Source organism: Aquabacterium sp. A7-Y (assembly GCF_026153205.1).
GTDB lineage: Bacteria > Pseudomonadota > Gammaproteobacteria > Burkholderiales > Burkholderiaceae_C > Caldimonas.
Genome location: NZ_JAPFBW010000004.1, coordinates 166237 through 189411, shown reverse-complemented (window position 1 = coordinate 189411; position 23175 = coordinate 166237). Strand labels below are relative to the sequence as shown.

The window sequence follows — 23175 nt, the reverse complement described above, 5'->3', positions numbered from 1 at the left end:
GCCCGCAGGCAGTGCGGGCCTCACCGCTTCCACAGCAAGCCGCAGGCCCGGGAGCGTGTTCTTGCGGGCTTGACCAGCTCCCAGACACAGGGGCGAGTCAAACCCGCCGTGCAGGTCCGGGGACGCGGAACCCCCGTCGTGCGGCACGTTCTCCCAGCGGCGGAAAACGGATGTTGGCGTGGAAAGCATCACGATCTTGCGTCAATGCCCCCTGGCGGATCGACGAGGGCCTCTTGGCGAATGTCCTGACTTCGGACATCTGTCTGGATTTCAGGCGCTGTTCGCGGGTTAACGCTGTGAGGATCCTGGGCATTGCGACAGCCGTATTAACCCTGATGCCAGGCGAAAACCGTAACGTTTTCAAGCCCTTGGCACTAGCGTGAATTGTTGGCACATACCTTGCAGTTCCATCTCCTGCCGCCGGAGCGGCAAGGGCTGAAGGCCGACGCCCATCCCAAAATCCAAGGAGACAACAACATGAGCTTCCGTTTCGCCCCCCGGGGCCTGCTTGCCTGCATGGCAGCTGCACTGGCCTGTGCCGCCGGTGCCGCCATCGCGCAAGGCAAGGACATCCGTGTGGCCCATATCTATAGCAAGACCGGCCCTCTCGAAGCTTACGGCAAGCAGTCCGCCGCCGGCTTCCTGCTCGGCCTCGAATATGCCACTCGCGGCAGCATGACGGTGGCGGGCAGGAAGATCGTCGTGCTGGAAAAGGACGACCAGGGCAAGCCCGACGTGGGCAAGTCGCTGCTGGCCGCGGCCTATACCGACGACAAGGCCGATGTGGCCGTGGGGCCGACCTCTTCCGGTGTTGCGCTCGCGATGCTGCCGGTGGCCGAGGAGTACAAGAAGCTGCTGCTGGTGGAGCCGGCAGTGGCCGACTCCATCACCGGCGAGAAGTGGAACAAGTTCATTTTCCGCACCGGCCGCAACAGTTCGCAGGATGCGATCTCCAACGCGGTGGCGCTCGACAAGGAGGGCACCTCGATCGCCACGCTGGCTCAGGACTACGCCTTCGGCCGCGACGGCGTGGCGGCCTTCAAGGGGGCGCTGAAGAAGGCCAAGCTGGTTCACGAGGAGTACCTGCCGACCAACACGACCGACTTCACCGCCGGGGCACAGCGGCTGTTCGACAAGCTCAAGGACCAGCCGGGCCGCAAGGTGATCTTCATCATCTGGGCTGGTGCCGGCAACCCGTTCAAGATCGCCGACCTCGATCCCAAGCGCTACGGTATCGAGATCGCCACCGGCGGCAACATCCTGCCCGCGATGACGGCCTACAAGCAGTTCCCGGGCATGGAAGGCGCGACCTACTACTACTTTGGCATTCCCAAAAATCCGGTCAACGAATGGCTGGTCGCCAACCATTACGGCAAGTTCAAAGGACCGCCCGACTTTTTCACCGCCGGGGGCATGTCGGCCGGCATCGCGCTGGTGGAGGCGCTGAAGAAGACCGATGGCGATACCAGCTCCGACAAGCTGATCAAGGCCATGGAGGGCATGAGCTTCGACAGCCCGAAGGGCCGCATGACCTTCCGCCCCGAAGACCATCAGGCCATGCAGTCGATGTACCACTTCAGGATCAAAGCCGACCCGGCCTTCGCCTGGGGCGTGCCTGAACTGGTGCGGGAGATCAAGCCAGAAGAAATGCAGGTGCCGATACGCAACAAGCGTTGAATCCCTGCAGCACGCCAGGCCTTACCCGCCTGCGCTGACCCCGACTGACCCGGAGCGACAAGCCGGGCTGCCTCGAAGATGCGAGCGACCTCGGCCCGATCCCTCGGGCCATGGGTGGACTCGTGCCGGAAGCAGAACAGCGGGAGGGTCTTTACCCTCACCAGAGCAGGAGACAGAAATGAGACAACACCACAAGTTCCATTCCAAGAAAGGCTGGATCGCCGGTGCCGCAGTGGCGCTGGCAACATCCCTTCAGGCTGCGCCCTTGCCGCAGCTGTCCATCGATGCAAGCCAGGTTGGCGTTTCGGGCTTGTCCTCGGGCGGCTACATGGCGGTGCAATTGCATGTGGCCTATTCTTCGACCTTCAAAAGAGGGGCCGGCGTCGTCGCGGGCGGACCTTTCTACTGTGCTGAAGGCACGGTCCTCAACGCGACCGGCCGCTGCATGACGCACTCGGGCGGCATCCCGCTCAGCAACCTCGTGACCACCACCCGCAACTGGGCCGCGAGCGGTCAAATCGACCCGCTCGAGAACCTCAGCGGATCCAAGGTCTACATGTTCTCGGGCCTGCTCGACAGCGCGGTCCGGACGGCGGTGATGAACGACCTGCTGACCTATTACAAGAATTTTGTGCCGGCAGCCAACATCGTCTATAGAAAGGACATCAATGCCGAGCATGCCTTCGTCACGGAGGACTATGGGAACGACTGCGCGACCAAGGCGGCGCCCTACATCAGCGACTGCAACTTCGACCTCGCCGGGCAGATCCTCAACCACCTCCACGGCCCGCTGAATCCACGCAACAGCGGCCAGCTGACCGGCAGGCTGATCGAGTTCGACCAGACCGCTTTCGTCAACGGCCATGCGATGGCGAACACCGGCTGGGCCTATGTGCCGCAGAGCTGCGCCGCCGGCACGCGATGCAAGTTGCATGTGGTGCTGCATGGCTGCCTGCAGAACACGGCCACGGTCGGCCAGCAGTACGTGCAGAACACCGGCTACAACCGCTGGGCCGACACCAACAACATGGTGCTGATCTATCCGCAGACGAGCATCCTGGCAACCAACGGGTGCTGGGACTGGTGGGGTTACGACAGCCCCGACTACGCCAAGAAGTCGGGGCCGCAGATGCGCGCGATCAAGGCCATGGTGGACCGCGTCAGTTCGGGCGCGCCGGTGTCCGGGCTGGCGCCGCCGACGGGCGTCAGCACCTCGGGCGCGACCAACACCAGCATGAACATCGCGTGGTCCTCGGTCCAGGGTGCAGCGGGCTATACCGTCTACCGCAACGGTTCACGCGTCACCGCACAGGCGGTCACCGGCACCAGCCACAAGGACACCGGTCTGCAGCCCGGAACCACCTACACCTGGACGGTGAAGTCGGTCGATGGGCAGGGCGGCGAGAGCCGTCCCTCGGCCGGCGCGACCGGCAAGACCACCGGGGTCACGGCCTCCTGCACCACGGCGTCCAACTATGCCCATGTGTCGGCGGGCCGAGCCTATCAGCAGTCCGGCTTCGCCTATGCCAAAGGGTCGGGTCAGAAGATGGGCCTGTGGACGCCGGCGACAGTCACCACCTTGAAGCAGACCGGCCAGGACCACTACGTCCTGGGCAGCTGCACCTAGCCTGTTCGACAAAGGGGAACGGTACATGAGCGGTACGCTTGAAACCAGGGATCTCACCATTCGCTTCGGCGGGCACGTCGCGGTGGATCGGGTCAGCTGTGCCTTCCAGCCGGGCACGTTGACCGCCATCGTCGGGCCCAACGGCGCCGGCAAGACGACGTATTTCAACCTCATCTCGGGTCAGATCCGGGCCAGCAGCGGGTCCGTGACCCTGGATGGGGAAGACATCACCCACTTGCCTGCGCCGCTGCGCACGCGCCGCGGCCTGGGACGGGCCTTCCAGCTCACGCAGCTGTTCCCCAAGCTGTCGGTGCTCGAGAACGTGCGCCTGGCTGTGCAGTCCCGCCATGGCGGCGGGCTGCGCTTCCTGAGCGTCTGGCTCGATCACCGCCAGCTGATCGAGGAGGCGCGCGCCGTGCTTGATGCGGTGCGCCTGGCCGACAAGGCCGATGCCGAAGCCGCCAGCCTGCCCCATGGTGACCAGCGCAAGCTGGAGGTGGCGCTGATGATGGCGCTCGACCCCAAGGTCTACATGTTCGACGAGCCGACCGCCGGCATGAGCGTGGACGAGGTGCCGGTGGTCCTCGACCTGATCCGCCAACTCAAGCAACGCCGCGACAAGACCATCCTGCTGGTCGAGCACAAGATGGATGTGGTGCGCGAGCTGGCCGACCGCATCATCGTGCTGCACAACGGGCAGCTGCTGGCCGACGGAGAGCCATCCCTGGTGATGGCGCTGCCGGTGGTGCAAAACGCCTACATGGGCACGGTCCTGGAGGCAGCATGACGTTCCCGCAGTCCTCCGGCGCGACCTGCCGCCGTCTTTCAGGTGCCGCGGCCCCAGCGGGGCGCGGCCAGCCCGCGGGACCCGGGAGGGGGCAGCCCCGGCGCCTCGCCCGTGTCCGCAGCGCCAGCCACAGTCCTGCATGAGGTCTTGCATGAGCAGCACACCCATCCTCACCCTCGAAGGCGTCCACACCCACATTGGCGCCTATCACATCCTCCACGGTGTCGACCTGGAAGTCCCGCGCGGACAGGTCACGATGCTGCTGGGCCGCAACGGCGCCGGCAAGACGACCACCTTGAGGACCATCATGGGCCTCTGGCAGGCCAGCCAGGGCCAGGTTCGCTTCGACGGTCATGTCCTTGCCAGCCCCGGTCGGCAGCTGGCGACGCCGGACATCGCCCAGCGCGGCGTCGCCTACGTGCCCGAAACCATGGGCATCTTCGCCGACCTGAGCGTCAAGGAGAACCTGCTGCTGGCGGCGCGCCACGCCCGCAGCATCGACGACATCGACACGCACCGGCTGGAGTGGATCTTCGGATTTTTCCCGGCCCTGAAGAAGTTTTGGCTCTACCCGGCCGGCAAGCTTTCGGGCGGGCAGAAGCAGATGCTGTCGGTGGCGCGCGCCATCATCGAGCCGCGCAAGCTGCTGCTGATCGATGAGCCGAGCAAGGGTCTCGCGCCCGCCATCGTGCAAAACCTCATCACCGCGCTGCGCGAACTCAAGCGCACGGCCACCTCGATCCTGATGGTGGAACAGAACTTCGGCATGGCCAAGGCCCTGGGCGACAGCGTCGCCGTGATGGACGACGGCCACGTCGTCCACCACGGCCGCATGAGCGACCTGGTCGAGGACGAGGAGTTGCAGCATCGGCTGCTGGGCCTGTCGCTGCAGGCGCATCAATAAATCTGGAGGGTCTCCGCCATGAATACCGTTACCGTTCCCGCCCCCGCGCCGGGCAGTTCCGCCGGCGCCCAGGTGCCGCGCACGCGTTTCGATCTGACGCCGCTGCTGCTGGTGGTGGTGCTGGCCGTCGTCGCACTGCCCCTGGTCGGCTCCCTGCCCACGTGGATGACGCTCACCGTCGCGGGCCTCGCGATGGGCATGATCGTCTTCATCATCGCCTCGGGCCTGACCCTCGTGTTCGGCTTGATGGACGTGCTCAACTTCGGCCACGGCGTGTTCATCGCGCTGGGCGCCTTCGTGGCCACCAGCGTGCTGGGCGGCATGTCCGACTGGACCGGCAGCGCTTCGCTGGTGCAGAACGTGATGGCCGTGTTCGCCGCCATGGCGGTCGCGATGGCGGTGGCCGGCGCCATCGGTTATGCGTTCGAGCGGGTGGTGGTGCGGCCGGTCTACGGGCAGCACCTGAAGCAGATCCTGATCACGATGGGCGGCATGATCATCGGCGAGGAGATCATCAAGGTGATCTGGGGCCCGCAGCAGATCCCGCTGCCGCTGCCCGACGCGTTGCGCGGTGCGATCCTGCTGGGCGACGCGGCCATCGAAAAGTACCGCGTGCTGGCGGTGGCCATCGGGCTGGGCGTGCTGGCCGCGATGCTCTACCTGCTCAACAACACCAAGATCGGCCTGCTGATCCGCGCCGGCGTGCAGGACCGCGAGATGGTCGAGAGCCTGGGCTACCGCATCCGGCGGCTGTTCATCGGCGTTTTTGTCGTCGGTTCTGCGCTCGCGGGCCTCGGCGGCGTGCTGTGGGGCCTTTACCAGCAGATGGTGGTGCCGCAGATGGGGGCGCAGGTCAACGTGCTGCTGTTCATCGTGATCATCATCGGCGGCATGGGCTCCACGCTGGGTTGTTTCGTCGGTGCGCTGCTGGTCGGGCTGATGGCCAACTACACCGGCTTCCTGTTTCCCAAGGCCGCGCTGTTCTCCAACATCGGCCTGATGGTGCTGATCCTGCTGTGGCGTCCGCAGGGCCTGTACCCGGTCCACAACCGCTGAGGAGCTTCCATGATGCTGAAGCACTTGTTGTCCCACGACCTGCCGCGCAGCCGCTGGCTCGCCGCGCTGCTGGTCGTGATCTTCCTGGGCCTGCTGCTGGTCCCCTTCGTGATGCCGGGCAGTCGCTCGCTCAACGTCGCCGCGAAGATCCTGATCTTCATCGTGCTGGTCGCGAGCTACGACCTGCTGCTGGGCTATACCGGCATCGTGAGCTTCGCGCACACGATGTTCTTCGGCATCGGGGCCTATGGCATCGCGATCGCCTCCGCCCGCATGGGGGCGAGCTGGAGTGCGCTGGCCGTCGGTGCCGGGGCGGCCCTGCTGCTGTCGATGCTGCTGTCCTTGCTCATCGGCTTGTTCAGCTTGAGGGTCAAGGCGATCTACTACGCGATGATCACGCTCGCGGTGGCGGCGGCTTTCCAGACGCTCGCGTCGCAGCTGTCGCACTTCACCGGTGGAGAGGACGGCATGAGCTTCCGCGTGCCGGAGTCGCTCACGCCCAGCTTCGAGCCCTTGCAGAGCCCCTTGTTCGGCGTCACGGTGGACGGCCGGTTGATCACCTACTACCTGGTTTTCGCCGCTGCCGCCGCGCTGGTGCTCCTGATGCTGCGTATCGTCAATTCGCCCTTCGGTCGCGTGCTGCTGGCGATCCGCGAGAACGACTTCCGCGCCGAGGCCATCGGCTACCGCACCGTGGTCTACCGCACGCTGAGCAACGTCATGTCGGCCTTGTTCGCCACGCTGGCAGGCTGCCTGCTGGCACTCTGGCTGCGCTACAACGGTCCGGACACCTCGCTGAGCTTCGAGATCATGCTGGACATCCTGCTGATCGTGGTCATCGGCGGCATGGGCACGATCTACGGTGCCGTGATCGGCAGCGTGCTGTTCGTGCTGGCCCAGAACTACCTGCAGGACCTGATGCGGGCCGCGTCGGGTACCTTCGAAGGGCTGGGACTGATCTCGGAGCTGGTCTCGGCCGACCGTTGGCTGCTCTGGCTGGGCGTGCTTTTTGTGCTCTGCGTCTACCACTTCCCGAGCGGTATCGTCGGCAAGCTGCGCCAGAGCAGTCAGGCACCAGCCGCCGTCCCGCCCGCAGCACCACCTCAGGGGCAGCCCCAGGCCGCCGCCGCCCGCTGAAACCCTCAGCCAACGGTTTGGCAAGGAAGAAGTCATGAGCTTTACATCGCGCTACCTGGTCTGCGAAGGTCGCGAGATCCACTACACCGAATGGGGGGGACAGCATCGCGAGACGGTGATTGCCTGGCACGGCCTGGCGCGCACCGGGCGAGACATGGACGAGGTGGCCGAGCACCTGTCCACGCGCTACCGCGTGATCTGCCCCGACACCATAGGCCGCGGCCTGTCGCAATGGAGCCCGGATCCGGTCCAGGAGTACAAGCTGTCGTTTTACGTGAGGTTGGCGACCTCGCTGGTCGACCAGCTCGGCATCGAGCGTTTCCACTGGCTGGGCACCTCGATGGGCGGCGCCATCGGCACCCTGGCGGCGGCCACCTCGCTGCGCGGCCGCATCCGCCGGCTGATCCTCAACGACAACGGTCCCAAGCTGGCGGACGACGCGATCATGCGCATCCGCGACTACGCCGGCAACCCGCCCTCGTTCACCCGCGTGACCGAGCTGGAGGAGTTCCTGCGGACCGTCTACAAGCCCTTCGGTTGGCTCTCGGAGGCCCAGTGGCGTCGTCTCACCGAAACCTCGACCCGGCGGCTGCCGGGCGGTGGCGTGACGACGCATTACGACCCGGCGATGGCCATGCAGTTCACCCACCACCCCGACGACTACGACCTCTGGGAAGCCTACGACAGCCTGGAGATCCCGGTGCTCTGCCTGCGCGGCGAGCACTCGGACCTGCTGCTGGCCGAGACGGTCGAGGAGATGCGTTTGCGCGGGCCCTGCGCGGTCTCGGTGACGATCCCGAACTGCGGCCACGCACCGGCGCTCAACGTGCCCGAGCAATGGGAGATGGTGGCGCGCTTTTTCGCCGCGGACGATTTGCGCTTGGCGTCCTACGGGTGACGGGAGGGCCGGCGAAGCAGCGGGAGCAGGCCGTGCCGCTGCCCCGAGTCCGGCGCGCCGCGCGATTCCGTCCTGGCGCTGGCGCGCCGGCGCGTGTCAGCGCCGGAACCTGCCGTGGTCGTCGATGATGGACAGGTCGGCGTAGTCGAGGCCCGAGTGGTCGCTGGGTGTGTAGCTGATCTCCATGCCGCCCAGGTCGAATTTGCGCAGGCTGTGCAAGGCCGCGAGGATGCGCTCGCGGCTGGGCGAGGGGCCGGCGCGGCGCAGCGCCTCGACCAGCACCTTCGCGGAGGCATAACCCTCCATCATCGCCGGCGAAACCTCGCTGGCCCCCCTGGCCTTGGCGAGCTCCAGCGCCTCCTTGACGATGGGCGCCGAGATCGAGCGTTCGTAGGGAAACACCTGGGTGATGATGGTGCCGCGCGCCAGCTCACCCATGGACTTCACGAAACCCGACGAGGCGTTGTTCGACAAGGTCACGACCTGGGCCCGCGAGCCGGCCGTGCGGATGGCCCGGGTGCCTTCGACCAGCGCCGTGCCGGCGCCGATGAACAGCACGGCCTGCACGTCCGCTGCCTGGATTTTCTGGGCCACCGGTCCGAAGTCGGGGTGGCTGCGGTCGAACTTCTCGACCAGTACCGGAGTCTTGTTGACGCCCGCAAAGCCCTTGCTGGCGCCCTCCATCGCGTCCGCGCCGAATGAATCGTCGACGTGGACCACGGCAATACGCTCCATGCCGCTCAGGCTGAGGTGTCGCACCGCGCGCTCGGCCTCGCGCTGATAGGTCGCCCGCACATTGAAGATATAGGGGTGCACCGGCTCGTGCAGCACCATCGCGCCGGTGGACGGGCCGATCAGCGGCACCTTGTACGCCACCAGCAGGGGCGCCAGGGCCTGGGTGTGCGGCGTGCCGCGGGTGAGGAACAGTGCCGCCACCTGGCGCTCCGTGATCAGCTTGAGCGCGTTCTCGGCCGCGAGCTTGGGCTCGAACTTGTCGTCGAGCGAGACGAGCTCGACCTTCTGGCCGTGGATGCCGCCTCTGGCATTGACGGCATCCAGGTAGAGCCGGGCGCCGTCGGTGGTTTCCTTGACGCCGGCAGCGACCGGACCCGAGAAGCCGGCCGTCTGCCCCACCACGATCTGCGCATGGGCGCCGAGCGCCGTCAACAGGCCGAGTGCACAGGCCCAGCGTGCGACGAGGTGTCCTGTCTGCATATGTCCTCCTTCTCCGCGAAAAAGCTTGCCTCTTGAAAATTCGTCGCACAGTGTCACCTGTCGATTCAGCTGTGCAATGTGATGAATCGCAGGAAACTTGCGGGATTTACATGCGGAAACAGCGCGGCGCCAGCCCGGTTCGACGCGCTTTGCGGGGACATCGTGGCGGCGCCCGGCGCGGCCGCGCCGCTTGCCTAGAATGCTTCGCCAGCCGGCCCCGCCATTCCTCCCAGAAAGTCCCGCCACCATGAGTTCAGGCGTCATCCGCATCCGCGGCGCACGACAGCACAACCTCAAGAGCCTCGACCTCGACATCCAGACCGGTGAACTGACGGTTGTGACCGGGCCCTCCGGCTCGGGCAAATCCAGCCTGGTCTTCGACACGCTCTACGCCGAGGGCCAACGGCGTTACGTGGAGACCTTCAGCGCCTATGCGCGGCAGTTCCTCGACCGCATGGACCGCCCGGCGGTGGACAAGGTGGAGGGCGTGCCGCCGGCGATCGCGATCGACCAGACCAACCCGGTGCGCACCTCGCGGTCCACGGTCGGCACGATGACCGAGCTGAACGACCACCTGAAACTGCTGTACGCCCGCGCGGCCCGGCTGTTCGACCGCCAGACCGCCCGGCCGGTGCGCGAAGACAACCCGGAATCGATCTATGCCGAGCTGCAGGAGCGCACCCGCGCGGCCTCGCCGCGTCTGGTGGTGACCTTCCCGGTCGAGTTGCCGGGCGGGACCAGCGCCGAGGAGGTCGAGCAATGGCTGTCCGCCAGCGGCTTCACGCGCGTGCAGGCGGAGCGCGAGGTGGCAACGCCGACCGGGCCGCGCAAGGTGCTGGACGTCGTGGCCGACCGCTTCCGGCTGCAGGGGACCGAGAAGGCGCGGGTGGTCGAGGCGCTGGAAGTGGCGCTCAAGCGCGGCGCCGGCCGCGTCAACGTCTACGCGCTCCGCGAGGAGGGCGAGCCCGACGTTTGGCGCTTCTCCGCCGGCCTGCACAGCCCGGACAGCGAGCTGCGCTACAGCGCGCCCACGCCCACCATGTTCTCCTTCAACTCGGCCTTCGGCGCCTGCGAAACCTGCCGCGGCTTCGGTCGGGTGATCGGGGTGGACTGGGGCCTGGTGATGCCCGACCACCGCAAGACCTTGCGCTCGGGTGTCATCAAGCCCTTGCAGACGCCGGCATGGAAGGAGTGCCAGGACGACCTGCTCAAGTACGCCGGCGAGGCCGGCATCCCGCGCGACACGGCCTGGAGCCAGCTCAGCCCGGCCCAGCGCGACTGGGTCATCGAGGGCTCGCCGAACTGGACCGGCAACTGGAACAAGCAGTGGTATGGCATCCGGCGCTTTTTCGAGTACCTCGAAAGCAAGGCCTACAAGATGCACATCCGCGTGCTGCTGTCCAAGTACCGCAGCTACACGCCCTGCGGGGCCTGCGGCGGCGCGCGGCTCAAGCTCGAGTCGCTGCTGTGGCGCCTGGGCGGCAAGGACGAGGCCGACGCGGTGCTGCCGCCCGAAAAGCGCCACCTGCCGGTCGGCGCCGCCTGGTCGCGCGAGCAGCTCGAGGCGCTGCCCGGCCTGAGCCTGCACGACCTGATGCTGCTGTCGATCGAGCGGCTGAAGCGCTTTTTCGACCAGCTCTCGCTGCCCAGTTCGATGCTGGACGAGGCGCTCAAGCTGCTGCTCGACGAGATCCGCACCCGGCTCAAATACCTCTGTGACGTCGGCCTCGGCTACCTCACCCTGGACCGCCAGAGCCGCACCCTGTCCGGCGGCGAGGTGCAGCGCATCAACCTCACCACCGCGCTCGGCACCTCGCTGGTCAACACGCTGTTCGTGCTCGACGAGCCCAGCATCGGCCTGCACCCGCGCGACATGAACCGCATCGTCGAGGCGATGCACCGGCTGCGCGACGCCGGCAACACCCTCGTGGTGGTGGAGCACGACCCGGCCGTGATGCTCAATGCCGACCGGGTGCTCGACATGGGCCCCGGCCCCGGCGAGCGCGGCGGCTCCGTGGTGTTCGACGGTACGCCCGAGGCGCTGCGCCAGGCCGACACCTTGACGGGCGCCTACCTTGGGGGGCGCAAGCGCATCGGCATGGGCCTGCGGCGGCTGGTGGACGACAGCACGCCCAAGCTGGCCGTCGAGGGCGTGCGCGAGCACAACCTGCGCAATGTTTCGGTCGAGTTCCCGCTGCAGCGCCTGGTCTGCGTGACGGGCGTGAGCGGTTCCGGCAAGTCCACGCTGATGCAGGACGTGCTCTTCCCGGCGCTGTCGCGCCACTTCGGCAAGGCCACCGAAAGCCCCGGCGAGCACGATCGCCTGCTCAACGCCGACCGGATTGCCGACGCGGTGTTCGTCGACCAGTCACCGATCGGCAAGACGGCGCGCTCCAATCCGGCCAGCTATGTCGGGGCCTTCGACGAGATCCGCAGCCTGTTCGCGGCGGCCCCGCTGGCCCAGCAGCGCGGCTACAGCGCCGGCATGTTCAGCTTCAATGCCGGCGACGGTCGCTGCCCGACCTGCGGCGGCTCGGGCTTCGAGCATGTCGAGATGCAGTTCCTCAGCGACGTCTACCTGCGCTGCCCCGACTGCGACGGCCGGCGCTACCGCCCCGAGGTGCTGGAGGTGCACATCGAGCGCGAGGCCGAGGACGGCTGGCGCGCGCTGAGCATCTCCGACGTGCTGGAGCTCACCGTCAGCGAGGCGGCGCAGCTGTTCAAGGACGACCGCGAGGTGCTGCGCGTGCTGCAGCCGCTCGTCGACGTGGGCCTCGAATACGTCAAGCTCGGCCAGCCGGTGCCGACCCTCAGCGGTGGCGAGGCGCAGCGCCTGAAGCTGGCCGGCTTCCTGGCGGAGGCGGCCAAGAACGCGACCTCCAGCCGGCAGGCGGTGGCGAAAAAAGGCACCCTGTTCCTGTTCGACGAGCCCACCACCGGGCTGCACTTCGACGATATCGCCAAGCTGATGCGGGCCTTCCGCAAGCTGCTTGACGCTGGGCACTCGCTGATCGTGATCGAGCACAACCTCGACGTGATCCGTGCCGCCGACTGGATCGTCGACCTCGGCCCGGAGGGCGGCGAGCAGGGCGGGGAGCTGGTCTGCACCGGCACGCCCGACGACGTCAAGGCCCACCGCGGCTCGCACACCGGCCAGGCGCTGCGCGACTACGAAGCCGCGCTGGGCCTGGCAACACCCCGGGCGGAGGAAGGGCTGCCGCTGCAATCGCTGGTCCGGGCCCGCCGCGCCGAGAGCCGCCGCGCCGCGGAGGACGTGATCCGCATCGTCAATGCCAAGGAGCACAACCTCAAGTCGATGAACGTCGACATCCCGCGCGGCAAGTTCAGTGTGGTGACCGGCGTCTCGGGTTCGGGCAAGTCCACGCTGGCCTTCGACATCCTCTTCAACGAAGGGCAGCGGCGCTACCTCGAGTCGCTCAACGCCTATGCGCGCAGCATCGTGCAGCCGGCGGGCCGGCCCGAGGTCGACGCGGTCTACGGCATCCCGCCGACCGTCGCGATCGAGCAGCGCCTCTCGCGCGGCGGGCGCAAGAGCACGGTGGCGACCACCACCGAGGTCTACCACTTCCTGCGCCTGCTCTACGTCAAGCTGGGTGTGCAGCGCTGCATCCACGACGGTGCCGAGGTGCGCCCGCAGACGCCCGAATCGATCACCGCCCAGCTGCTGCGCGACCACAAGGGGCAGCACGTCGGCATGCTGGCGCCGCTGGTGGTCAACCGCAAGGGCCTCTACACCGACCTTGCCAAGTGGGCCAAAGGCCGCGGCCACACCCACCTGCGGGTGGACGGCCATTTTGTCCCGGTGGAGCCCTGGCCCAAGCTGGACCGCTTCAAGGAGCACACCATCGAGCTGCCGGTCGCGGACCTCGTGATCAGTGCCGACAACGAGGCCGAGCTGCGCGCGGCGCTGGCCCGCACGCTGGAACTGGGCAAGGGCGTGATGCACCTGCTGTGGCCTCTGGACGGACTGCACGCGGCGATGGCCGCCGGTGGCGGCACCGACCGCATCGGCACCACCAAGGTCTTCTCGACCAAGCGGGCCTGCCCGGTGTGCGGTACCAGCTATCCCGAGCTGGACCCGCGCATGTTCTCCTACAACTCCAAGCACGGCTGGTGCACCGACTGTGTCGGCACCGGCGTGCAGCTGACGCGCGAGCAGCGCAAGGCCTACGACGACACCCAGCGCGACGACCAGCAGGGCCGCGAGCAGACTTTCGCGGAGCCCGAGGTCGAGGACGTCGCTGACCAGCCCTGCGTCACCTGCCACGGCGCGCGCCTCAACCCGGTGTCGCTGGCGGTGCGCTTTCGCGAGGCATCGATCGCGCAGATCGCGGCGCGCTCGGTCGGCGACGCGGCCGCCTGGGTGGCGGGGCTGAAGCTCGACGGCCGCGAGGGCGCGATCGCACGCGACCTGATCGTCGAGATCAAGAGCCGGCTGGAATTCCTTGGCGAGGTCGGGCTGGGCTACCTGACGCTGGACCGCGCCGCGCCGACGCTCTCGGGCGGCGAGGCCCAACGCATCCGGCTGGCGGCCCAGCTGGGCTCCAACCTGCAGGGCGTCTGCTACGTGCTGGACGAACCCACCATCGGCCTGCACCCGCGCGACAACAACATCCTGCTCGACGCGCTGCACAAGCTGGGCGGCCAGGGCAACACCCTGGTGGTGGTGGAGCACGACGAGGACACCATACGCCGCGCCGATCACATCATCGACATCGGGCCGGGCGCCGGCAAACGCGGCGGCCGGCTGATCGCGCAGGGCACGGCATCCGAACTGGCGGCGCATGCCGACTCGCTGACCGGCCGCTTCCTGGCGCGACCGCTGATCCACCCGCTGCAGGCACGCCGCGAGGTGAACGCCGAGACCGCGGTGCTGACGGTGCGCGGCGCCAACTTGCACAACCTGCGCGACGTCGACGTGCGGGTGCCGCTGCACCGGCTGGTGGCAGTCACCGGCGTCAGCGGTTCCGGCAAATCCACCCTCGCGCGCGACGTGCTGCTGGCCAACGTCCAGGCCATCGTCGCCAACCGCGGCAAGGGTCTGCCGGCCTGGAGCGGCTGCGGCGGCATCGAGGGCTGGGAGCGGGTGGACCGGGTGCTGGAGGTCGACCAGACGCCGATCGGCAAGACGCCGCGCTCCTGCCCGGCGACCTATGTCGGCTTCTGGGACACCATCCGCAAGCTGTTCGCCGAGACGCTGGAGGCCAAGGCGCGCGGCTATGCGCCGGCGCGCTTTTCCTTCAACACCGGCGACGGCCGCTGCCACGCCTGTGAAGGGCAGGGCATGCGCACCATCGAGATGAGTTTCCTGCCCGACGTGAAGGTGCCCTGCGACGTCTGCCACGGCCAGCGCTTCAACGCCGAGACACTGGCGGTGACCTGGCGCGGCAAGAGCATCGGCGACGTGCTCAACATGGAGGTCGACGAGGCGGTCGAGTTTTTCGCCTCCATGCCCAACATCTCGCACCCGCTGCAGCTGCTCAAGGACGTGGGGCTGGGCTACCTGACGCTGGGCCAGCCCTCGCCCACGCTCTCGGGCGGCGAGGCGCAGCGCATCAAGCTCGTGACCGAGCTGAGCAAGGTGCGCGACGACGTCACGCGGCGCGGCCAGAAGGCGCCACACACGCTCTACGTGCTCGACGAACCGACCGTGGGCCTGCACATGGCCGACGTCGAGAAGCTGATCCGGGTGCTGCACCGCCTGGTCAATGGCGGCCACAGCGTGGTGGTGATCGAGCACGACCTGGACGTCATCGCCGAGGCCGACTGGATCCTCGACCTGGGCCCGGACGGCGGCGTCAACGGCGGCCGCGTGGTGGTGGAGGGCACGCCCGAGGCGGTGGTCGCCGCGGGCAGCCACACAGGCATCGCGCTGCGGCCGGTGCTGGGAAGACAGCCATGATCGTGCGTTTCCTGATCGAGCGCTCCGGCGCCGCGAGCTACGCCTACGAGGTCAGCGCCGACGCGGCCGAGCTCTACTCGGACGACGGCCTCACCTCGGTGGAGGACTGTCTGCGGGCGGCGGCCGAGGGCTGCGGGGACGACATTGCGGCCGCCGAGGTCTGGTATGGCGGCATCGTGTCCGGCACCTACCCGCTCGCGACCTTGCTCGCCCATGCCGATCAGGTGGCCGAGCATGCGCTCAACACGACCTCGGCGGTCGCCGAGGCGCTCATCGATGTCGCGCGCCGGCAGGGCCGCTGAAGGCCGCCACGGGTTCACATCGCCAGGTAGCGCCCGGGCCGGTGGTTGACCGCCAGCACGCCGTTCAGCGCGACGGCGCCGAGCAGCGAGTAGAGCACCTGCCGCGGCTCGACCAGCAGGACGGCCAGCGCGACGATGCCGCCGTCGATGGCCAACTGCACCTTGCCCGCGCGCCAGCCGTGCGATTCCTGCAGGTAGAACACCAGCACGCCGACACCGCCGAGGCTGGCGCGGTGACGCATCAGCATCAGCATGCCGGTGCCGATCACCAGGCCGCCGAGCACCGCGGCGTAAGCCGGCTCCAGCCGCTCGAAGCGCAGCACCAGCGGGTGGAGCTCGGTGAACACCGACAGCAGCGCGACCGCGGCGACGGTCTTGAGCGTGAAGGCCCGTCCCATCTTGCGCCGAGCCAGCCAGTAGAAGGGCAGGTTGAGCAGGAAAAACACCTGGCCGAAGCCCCAGCCGCCGGCATAGTGCAGCAGGAAGGCCAGGCCCGCGGTGCCGCCGCTCAACAGGCCGGCGTGCTTGAACATCACCACCCCCAGCGAAATGAACAGGGTGCCGATCAACAGGGCCTGGACGTCCTCGAAGGGGGTGTGCCGGTCGGCGGCGGGGAGCAGGGAGGTGGACAACAGCTCAATCTTCCGTGAGGAGGGCGCGCGCCATCTCGACATGCAGCCGCTCCATGGCGTCCAGCGGTCGGCAGGCGGCCGCCTCCTCGTAGCATCGCTGCGCGGCGTCGAAGCGGCCTTGCTCGCCATCAAACACCGCGAGGGCGAACCCGTATTCGATCCTGGCGATCACCGATTCGGGATGCAAGACCAGCGCCTGCTCGAACAAACGCCGGGCTTCGGCGGGATCGGCCCCCTGCGTGCGCGCCAGCCGCTCACCCGCGGTGTGGACGAGTTCGGCGTGCAGGACGCCGAGCGCGATGTGGGCATCGGCATGGCGCGGCGACAGCGCCAGGGTCCGGTCGAGCGCCTGGCGAATTTTCTGCCCGAGACCCTGCCCCAGCGCGCGCGCCAGGCCCAGCCCCTGCGCATAGCGGCCGAGCGCGTAGGCTTGCCAGAACCAGGCGTTGGCGTCCTGCGGGTCCTCGCGCTGACGCGCCGCGGCGCGCTCGGCCACCTCCAGCAGCAGCGCCAGCTTGCGGGCTTCGTTCTGCTCCAGGCAGCTGGCATAGACCGCCTGGGCCTTGTTGGCCGCTGCCACGCCGGCGCCTCCGGCGGCCAGGCCGGCCCGCATCGCCGGCTCGAACTCGCCGGCGTGAAACAGCGCCCAGGCCCGCTGCACGGCGGGGTCCTCGGGCCAGGGCTCGACGTCGCCGCCATGCAAGCGGCTCCAAAGCCGCTCCAGGGCCTCGGGATCATGGCGGTAGTCGGTGGTCTCGTAAGGAAAGGCGCTCCAGGGTCGCATGGCGGCCTCCTCAGTCGGGGTCGGGGTCGGGGTCGGGGGAGCGGCCCTCGCCGGCCACGAGCGCGAGCAGTTGCTCTTTCCCGGGCGGCTCCAGATAGGGCAGCAGCAGGCTCAGCACATGATGCGCCCCGCGCACCAGCGCGGCGGAGGCACTTTCGGGCTCCAGGGCCTTGCGCGGGTCGCGCACGTACTCGTAGCTGAGCCAGTAGGTCAGCACCACCACCATCGCGGTGGCGACCGTCGCCGCTTCAGCCGGCGCGATGCGCATGGCTTCGTGGCGGCCGAGGCCGTCGAGCAGGGCCTGCACCGCGCGCGACTTGTTCTTGAGCAGGAATTGGAAGTGGGTCTCCAGGCGGCGGTTTTTGCTCAGCAGGTCGTTGAGATCGCGGTAGAGGAAGCGGTACTGCCAGATCAGCTCGAAAAGGCTATGGAAAAAGCGCCAGGCATCGTCGACGTTGCGCACCTTCTCGGCGGCACCGAGCACCTCGCCGAGGGCGCGCTCGTAGCGGTCGAACAGCGAGTTGATCAGCTCGTCCTTGGCCGGGTAGTGATAGTAGAGGTTGCCCGGGCTGATGTTGAGCTCGGCCGAGATCAGGGTGGTCGAGACGTTGGGCTCGCCGAAGCGGTTGAAGAGATCGAGGGTGACTTCGAGGATGCGCTCCGCGGTGCGGCGCGGCTTCTTCTGTGGCATGGCGGCTCCGGTGCTTCACGAATCTAGCAAAAACACGGCGCAGCGGAAACGGCGAAGACCCCGCGGCAGCGCGCGGGAGGCGTGCTGCCTACAATCTTCCGCCATGCCAGCCGTTTGTTTCCAGCAGGTTTCCAAGTCCTACCCCGGCCCCAAGGGTCCGCTGCAGGCGCTGCGCGAGGTCAGCTTCGACATCCAGCCGGGCGAGTTTTTCGGGCTGCTGGGGCCCAACGGCGCCGGCAAGACCACCCTGATCAGCATCCTGGCCGGCCTCTCCCGGGCCAGCGGCGGGCGGGTGCTGGTCAACGGCCATGACGTCGTCAGCGATTACGCCCAGGCGCGCCGCCAGCTCGGCATCGTGCCGCAGGAGCTGGTCTTCGACCCCTTTTTCAGCGTGCGCGAGGCCTTGCGCATCCAGTCCGGCTACTTCGGCGTCAAGCACAACGACGACTGGATCGACGAGCTGCTCGCCCACCTGGGGCTGTCGGACAAGGCCCATGCCAACATGCGCCAGCTCTCCGGCGGCATGAAGCGCCGCGTCCTGGTGGCGCAGGCGCTGGTGCACCGTCCGCCCGTGATCGTGCTCGACGAACCGACCGCCGGCGTCGACGTGGAGCTGCGCCAGACCCTGTGGCAGTTCATCGCGCGCCTGAATCGCGAAGGCCACACGGTGCTGCTGACCACCCACTACCTCGAAGAGGCGGAGGCCCTGTGCCACCGCATCGCGATGCTCAAGGCCGGGCGCATCGTCGCGCTCGACCGCACCTCGGCGCTGCTGGCGGGCACCGCCAGCACCATGCTCAGCTTCAAGCTCGACGGCCCGCTGCCGGCGCCGCTGGCCGAGCGCGCCCGCCTGATCGGGCGCATCGTGCAGATCAAGGCGCGCGACGCGCAGGAGGTCGAGGAGATCCTCGCGACCCTGCGCAAGAGCGGCTGCACGATCGAGGACCTGGAGATCGGCCGCGCCGACCTGGAGGACGTTTTCCTGGAAATCATGCAGGCCGAGCCCGGGGCCGCCCAGCGGGACCTGGAGGCGCTGCGATGAAAGCCGTCACGACCCGCTTCGCCGGCGTGCGCACGCTGCTTTACAAGGAGGTGCTGCGCTTCTGGAAGGTGAGCTTCCAGACCGTGGCGGCGCCGGTGCTGACCGCGGTGCTCTACCTGCTGATCTTCGGCCACGTGCTGGAGGACCACGTGCGGGTCTACGACTCGGTGGGCTACACCAGCTTCCTGGTGCCGGGCCTGGTGATGATGAGCGTGCTGCAGAACGCCTTTGCCAACAGCTCGTCCTCGCTGATCCAGAGCAAGATCACCGGCAACCTGGTGTTCCTGCTGGTCACGCCGCTGTCGCACTGGGCCTGGTTCACCGCCTATGTCGGCGCCTCCGTGCTGCGCGGGCTGGCGGTCGGGCTGGGGGTGTTCCTGGTCACCGTGTGGTTCGCGCCGCCGGCCTTCGCGGAGCCGTGGTGGATCGCCGTGTTCGCGGTGCTGGGCGCCGGCATGCTGGGCTCGCTGGGGTTGATCGCCGGGCTCTGGGCCGAGAAGTTCGACCAGATGGCGGCCTTCCAGAACTTCATCATCATGCCGATGACCTTCCTGTCCGGCGTGTTCTATTCGGTGCACTCGCTGCCTGCCTTCTGGCAGGGTGTGAGCCACCTGAACCCGTTTTTCTACATGATCGACGGCTTTCGGCGCGGCTTTTTCGGCGTCAGCGACGTCTCGCCCTGGGTCAGTCTGGCGGTGGTGGGCACCAGCTTCGTCGTGATCGCCGCGGTGGCACTGCAGCTGCTGCGCTCGGGCTACAAGCTGCGCCACTGAGTGCGGCATACGTCACGGCGGGGTCGCCGGAATCGCTTCAGCAATGAACCGGACGTTTCGCCAAGGCCCGGTGCCGAGCGCAAGCCGCCCGGCTGGGTCATAATCCGCTTCCTATGGCCGATCCCACCCCCCAAGAGGTCCGCGATTTCATCGCCCAGGGGCTCACCTGCGAGCACCTGGAGGTGGAAGGGGACGGCCGTCACTTTTTCGCGACCATTGTCTCGGCCGAATTCACGGGCAAGAGCCGGGTGGCCCGTCACCAGAGCGTCTACCGGGCGCTGGGCGATAGAATGCGCGAGCAAATCCACGCCCTGTCCATGAAGACGCTGACCCCTGCCGAGTGGGCTGAGACCTCGGCCAACCACCACCACCATTGATCGGCAACCGCCGCTGCGGCGCGGTTGCGGGCCCTGCGCGTGCGTCTCGGGCACGCTGCCGATGGTGGGCCTGACGACAGCGCGGCGCGGGGCGGTCCACCCCCTACACCATGGACAAACTCCTCATTCGCGGTGGCCGTCGCCTCAACGGTGAAGTCACGATATCCGGGGCGAAAAACGCGGCGCTGCCCGAACTCTGCGCCGCGCTGCTGAGCGCCGAGCCGGTCACCTTGCGCAAGGTGCCGCGCCTGCAGGACGTCAGCACCACGCTGAAGCTGCTGCGTAACATGGGCGTGGTCGCCGAGCGTTCCGAGGCAAGGCCGGACGAGGTGGTGCTCGACGCCGGCCGGCTCGACACACCCGAGGCGCCCTACGACCTGGTCAAGACCATGCGCGCCTCCATCCTGGTGCTGGGCCCGCTGCTGGCGCGTTTCGGCCGGGCCCGGGTGTCGCTGCCGGGCGGCTGCGCGATCGGCTCGCGGCCGGTGGACCAGCACATCAAGGGGCTACAGGCGATGGGCGCCGACATCAAGGTCGAGCACGGCTACATCGTCGCGAAGGCCTCCCGCCTCAAGGGCGCCCGCATCACCACCGACATGGTGACCGTCACCGGGACCGAGAACCTGCTGATGGCGGCCGCGCTGGCCGAAGGCGAGACGGTGCTGGAGAACGCGGCCCAGGAGCCCGAGATCCCCGACCTGGCGGAAATGCTCATCGCGATGGGCGCGAAGATCGAAGGCCACGGCACCAGCCGCATCCGCATCCAGGGTGTGGCGTCGCTGCGCGGTGCGACGCACCAGATCATCCCCGACCGCATCGAGACCGGCACCTTCCTGTGCGCGGTCGCGGCGGCCGGCGGCGACGTGGTGCTTCGCCAGGCGCGGGCCGATCACCTCGACGCAGTGATCGAGAAGCTGCGTGAAGCCGGCGCCGTCATCGAGGCGGGGCAGGGTTTCCTGCGCGTGCGCGGCGACGGCCGCATGAAGGCGGTGTCCTTCCGCACCAGCGAGTACCCGGCTTTCCCGACCGACATGCAGGCCCAGTTCATGGCGCTCAACTGCGTCGCCGAGGGCCCGTCCAAGGTCACCGAGACCATCTTCGAGAACCGCTTCATGCACGTCAACGAGCTGGTGCGCCTGGGTGCGCGCATCGAGGTCGACGGCCACACGGCGCTGGTGCAGGGGGTCGAGCGGCTCTCGGGCGCCACCGTGATGGCGACCGACCTGCGGGCCTCGGCCAGCCTCGTGATCGCCGGGCTGGTCGCCGAGGGCGAGACGGTGGTGGACCGCATCTACCACCTGGACCGCGGCTACGACCAGATGGAAGCCAAGCTGCGCGGCATCGGCGCAGACATCGAGCGCGTCAAGTAAATGATCACTCTAGCCCTGTCCAAAGGACGCATCTTCGAAGAGACCCTGCCGCTGCTGAAGGCCGCCGGCATCGAGGTCACCGAAGATCCCGAGACCTCGCGCAAGCTCATCCTGGCGACCAACCGGGACGACGTGCGTGTCGTGCTGGTGCGCGCCACCGACGTGCCGACCTATGTGCAGCATGGCGGTGCCGACCTCGGCGTGGCCGGCAAGGACGTGCTGATCGAGCACGGCGGCCAGGGCCTGTACCAGCCGCTGGACCTGCGCATCGCCAAGTGCCGCATGAGCGTCGCGGCGCGCGCCGACTTCGACTACGCGGCGGCGGTGAAGCAGGGCTCACGCCTGCGCATCGCCACCAAGTACACCAACGTGGCGCGCCAGCACTTCGCCGACAAGGGCGTGCACGTGGACCTGATCAAGCTCTACGGCTCGATGGAGCTGGCGCCGCTGACGGGCCTGGCCGACGCCATCGTCGACCTGGTCTCCACCGGCAGCACGCTCAAGGCCAATCAGCTCGTCGAGGTCGAGAAGATCATGGAGATCTCCTCGCGCCTCGTCGTCAACCAGGCGGCGCTCAAGCTCAAGCGCGAGCCGATCCGCCGACTCATCGACGTTTTTTCCAACGCCATCCCACAGAGGTGAACCCCATGAAGGTGCAGATCCGTCAACTCGCCACCACCGCGCCGGACTTCGAAGCCGAATTCCATCGCGCGCTGCATTGGGCGGCCGAGACGGATCATGCGATCGAGCAGCGCGTCGCCGAGATCCTGGCCGACGTGCGCTCGCGCGGTGATGCGGCGGTGTTGGAGTACACCAACCGCTTCGATGCACTCGGGGCGACATCGGTCGCCGCGCTGGAGCTGGGTCAGGCCGAGCTGCAGGCCGCGCTGCAGAAGATCACCCCGGCCCAGCGCCAGGCGCTGGAGGCGGCGGCGCGCCGCGTGCGCCTCTACCACGAGCGCCAGCTGGAAGCCTGCGGCCGTTCCTGGAGCTACCGTGACGAGGACGGTACCCTGCTGGGGCAGAAGGTGACGCCGCTGGACCGTGTCGGCGTCTACGTGCCGGGCGGCAAGGCCGCCTACCCGTCCAGCGTGCTGATGAACGTGATCCCGGCCCGCGTCGCGGGTGTCGGCGAGATTGTCATGGTGGTGCCCACCCCGCGCGGCGAGAAAAACCCCTTGGTGCTGGCGGCCGCTGCGGTGGCCGGCGTGAGCCGTGTCTTCACGATCGGCGGTGCGCAGGCGGTGGCGGCGTTGGCCTACGGCACCGCCACCGTGCCCAAGGTCGACAAGATCACCGGCCCGGGCAATGCCTATGTCGCGAGTGCCAAGAAGCATGTCTTCGGCAGCGTGGGCATCGACATGATTGCCGGGCCGAGCGAGATCCTGGTGCTGGCCGACGGCAGCACGCCGCCGGACTGGGTCGCGATGGACCTCTTCAGCCAGGCCGAGCACGACGAGCTGGCGCAGAGCATCCTGCTGTCTCCGGATGCGGCGTATATCGAAAAAGTGCGCCTCGAGATCGAACGCCTGCTGCCCGAGATGCCGAGGCGGGAGGTGATCCGTGCGTCCCTGGAAGGCCGCGGCGCGCTGATCCACACCCGCAGCATGGAAGAGGCCTGCGAGATCAGCAACCGCATCGCGCCCGAACACCTGGAGGTGTCTTCGCGCGAGCCGCAACGCTGGGAGCCGCTGCTGCGGCATGCCGGCGCGATTTTCCTGGGTGCCTACACCAGCGAGTCGCTGGGCGACTACTGCGCCGGTCCGAACCATGTGCTGCCGACCTCCGGCACGTGTCGCTTCTCGTCCCCGCTGGGCGTCTACGACTTCCAGAAACGGTCCAGCCTGATCGAGGTGAGCGAGGCTGGGGCCCGCACGCTGGGCGGCATCGCCGCCGAACTGGCCTACGGCGAAGGCCTGCAGGCGCACGCGCGCGCTGCCGAGCTGCGCCTGTCCGACATCGACAAGAAGGGAGCCTGAG

19 protein-coding genes are annotated in these 23175 nt (G+C 67.9%); 15 read left to right on the top strand and 4 right to left on the bottom strand.

Going from position 1 to position 23175, the window contains the following annotated elements:
- Positions 1-516 precede the first annotated feature (516 nt).
- The 7 genes from OOT46_RS05090 to OOT46_RS05060 all read left to right on the top strand — a co-directional run bounded on the left by OOT46_RS05090 (position 517) and on the right by OOT46_RS05060 (position 8086).
- Positions 517-1677, top strand: a complete 1161-nt coding sequence (locus tag OOT46_RS05090) for a substrate-binding domain-containing protein (RefSeq protein WP_265402561.1) — start codon at positions 517-519, stop codon at positions 1675-1677.
- 178 nt (positions 1678-1855) lie between these two features.
- Positions 1856-3304: a PHB depolymerase family esterase gene (locus tag OOT46_RS05085; RefSeq protein WP_265402501.1), complete on the top strand. Its 1449-nt coding sequence runs from the start codon at positions 1856-1858 to the stop codon at positions 3302-3304.
- A gap of 25 nt (positions 3305-3329) precedes the next feature.
- Positions 3330-4091, top strand: coding sequence for an ABC transporter ATP-binding protein (locus tag OOT46_RS05080; protein WP_265402500.1), 762 nt, complete (start codon positions 3330-3332; stop codon positions 4089-4091).
- A gap of 151 nt (positions 4092-4242) precedes the next feature.
- Positions 4243-4995 carry an ABC transporter ATP-binding protein gene (locus OOT46_RS05075; protein ID WP_265402499.1) on the top strand — a complete coding sequence of 251 codons (753 nt, stop codon included), beginning with the start codon at positions 4243-4245 and terminating at the stop codon, positions 4993-4995.
- A gap of 18 nt (positions 4996-5013) precedes the next feature.
- Positions 5014-6051 carry a branched-chain amino acid ABC transporter permease gene (locus tag OOT46_RS05070; RefSeq protein WP_265402498.1) on the top strand — a complete coding sequence of 346 codons (1038 nt, stop codon included), beginning with the start codon at positions 5014-5016 and terminating at the stop codon, positions 6049-6051.
- A gap of 12 nt (positions 6052-6063) precedes the next feature.
- Complete coding sequence (locus tag OOT46_RS05065; protein WP_265402560.1) at positions 6064-7188, top strand: branched-chain amino acid ABC transporter permease; 1125 nt, start codon at positions 6064-6066, stop codon at positions 7186-7188.
- Between the two features lie 34 nt (positions 7189-7222).
- Positions 7223-8086, top strand: a complete 864-nt coding sequence (locus OOT46_RS05060; protein WP_265402497.1) for an alpha/beta fold hydrolase — start codon at positions 7223-7225, stop codon at positions 8084-8086.
- A gap of 96 nt (positions 8087-8182) precedes the next feature.
- Here the strand turns inward: OOT46_RS05060 and OOT46_RS05055 are convergent, their stop codons facing one another.
- Complete coding sequence (locus OOT46_RS05055) at positions 8183-9301, bottom strand: ABC transporter substrate-binding protein (RefSeq protein ID WP_265402496.1); 1119 nt, start codon at positions 9299-9301, stop codon at positions 8183-8185.
- Positions 9302-9548: 247 nt separating this feature from the next.
- Here OOT46_RS05055 and uvrA point away from each other — a divergent pair, with 247 nt between their 5' ends.
- Together uvrA and OOT46_RS05045 are read left to right on the top strand one after the other, a co-directional pair.
- The gene (uvrA, locus tag OOT46_RS05050) at positions 9549-15224 is read left to right on the top strand and encodes an excinuclease ABC subunit UvrA (protein ID WP_265402495.1); all 5676 of its coding nucleotides are present in this window, start codon (positions 9549-9551) and stop codon (positions 15222-15224) included.
- Positions 15221-15526 carry a hypothetical protein gene (locus OOT46_RS05045; protein ID WP_265402494.1) on the top strand — a complete coding sequence of 102 codons (306 nt, stop codon included), beginning with the start codon at positions 15221-15223 and terminating at the stop codon, positions 15524-15526. Before uvrA ends, OOT46_RS05045 begins: the two co-directional genes overlap by 4 nt.
- Positions 15527-15540: 14 nt before the next feature.
- Here OOT46_RS05045 and OOT46_RS05040 read toward each other — a convergent pair whose 3' ends face one another.
- Genes OOT46_RS05040 through OOT46_RS05030 form a run of 3 tightly spaced genes read right to left on the bottom strand, consistent with a single transcriptional unit; the run spans position 15541 to position 17633 of the window.
- Positions 15541-16158 (bottom strand): YitT family protein, encoded by a 618-nt coding sequence (locus tag OOT46_RS05040; protein ID WP_265402493.1) that lies wholly within the window; start codon positions 16156-16158, stop codon positions 15541-15543.
- A gap of 4 nt (positions 16159-16162) precedes the next feature.
- A complete protein-coding gene (locus OOT46_RS05035) occupies positions 16163-16942 on the bottom strand; it encodes a tetratricopeptide repeat protein (protein WP_265402492.1) in 780 nt (259 codons plus the stop codon).
- A 10-nt stretch (positions 16943-16952) separates the two neighbouring features.
- A complete protein-coding gene (locus tag OOT46_RS05030; protein WP_265402491.1) occupies positions 16953-17633 on the bottom strand; it encodes a TetR/AcrR family transcriptional regulator in 681 nt (226 codons plus the stop codon).
- A gap of 103 nt (positions 17634-17736) precedes the next feature.
- Here OOT46_RS05030 and OOT46_RS05025 point away from each other — a divergent pair, with 103 nt between their 5' ends.
- From OOT46_RS05025 to hisD, 6 genes are all read left to right on the top strand, one after another.
- Positions 17737-18675 (top strand): ABC transporter ATP-binding protein, encoded by a 939-nt coding sequence (locus tag OOT46_RS05025; RefSeq protein WP_265402490.1) that lies wholly within the window; start codon positions 17737-17739, stop codon positions 18673-18675.
- Positions 18672-19448, top strand: coding sequence for an ABC transporter permease (locus OOT46_RS05020; protein ID WP_265402489.1), 777 nt, complete (start codon positions 18672-18674; stop codon positions 19446-19448). Before OOT46_RS05025 ends, OOT46_RS05020 begins: the two co-directional genes overlap by 4 nt.
- 113 nt (positions 19449-19561) lie before the next feature.
- Positions 19562-19825 carry a BolA family protein gene (locus OOT46_RS05015; RefSeq protein ID WP_265402488.1) on the top strand — a complete coding sequence of 88 codons (264 nt, stop codon included), beginning with the start codon at positions 19562-19564 and terminating at the stop codon, positions 19823-19825.
- A 110-nt stretch (positions 19826-19935) separates the two neighbouring features.
- Positions 19936-21195, top strand: coding sequence for a UDP-N-acetylglucosamine 1-carboxyvinyltransferase (gene murA / locus OOT46_RS05010; RefSeq protein ID WP_265402487.1), 1260 nt, complete (start codon positions 19936-19938; stop codon positions 21193-21195).
- Positions 21196-21837 carry an ATP phosphoribosyltransferase gene (gene hisG, locus OOT46_RS05005; protein ID WP_265402486.1) on the top strand — a complete coding sequence of 214 codons (642 nt, stop codon included), beginning with the start codon at positions 21196-21198 and terminating at the stop codon, positions 21835-21837.
- 5 nt (positions 21838-21842) lie between these two features.
- Complete coding sequence (gene hisD, locus OOT46_RS05000; protein ID WP_265402485.1) at positions 21843-23174, top strand: histidinol dehydrogenase; 1332 nt, start codon at positions 21843-21845, stop codon at positions 23172-23174.
- The last annotated feature ends 1 nt before the right edge of the window (position 23175 follow it).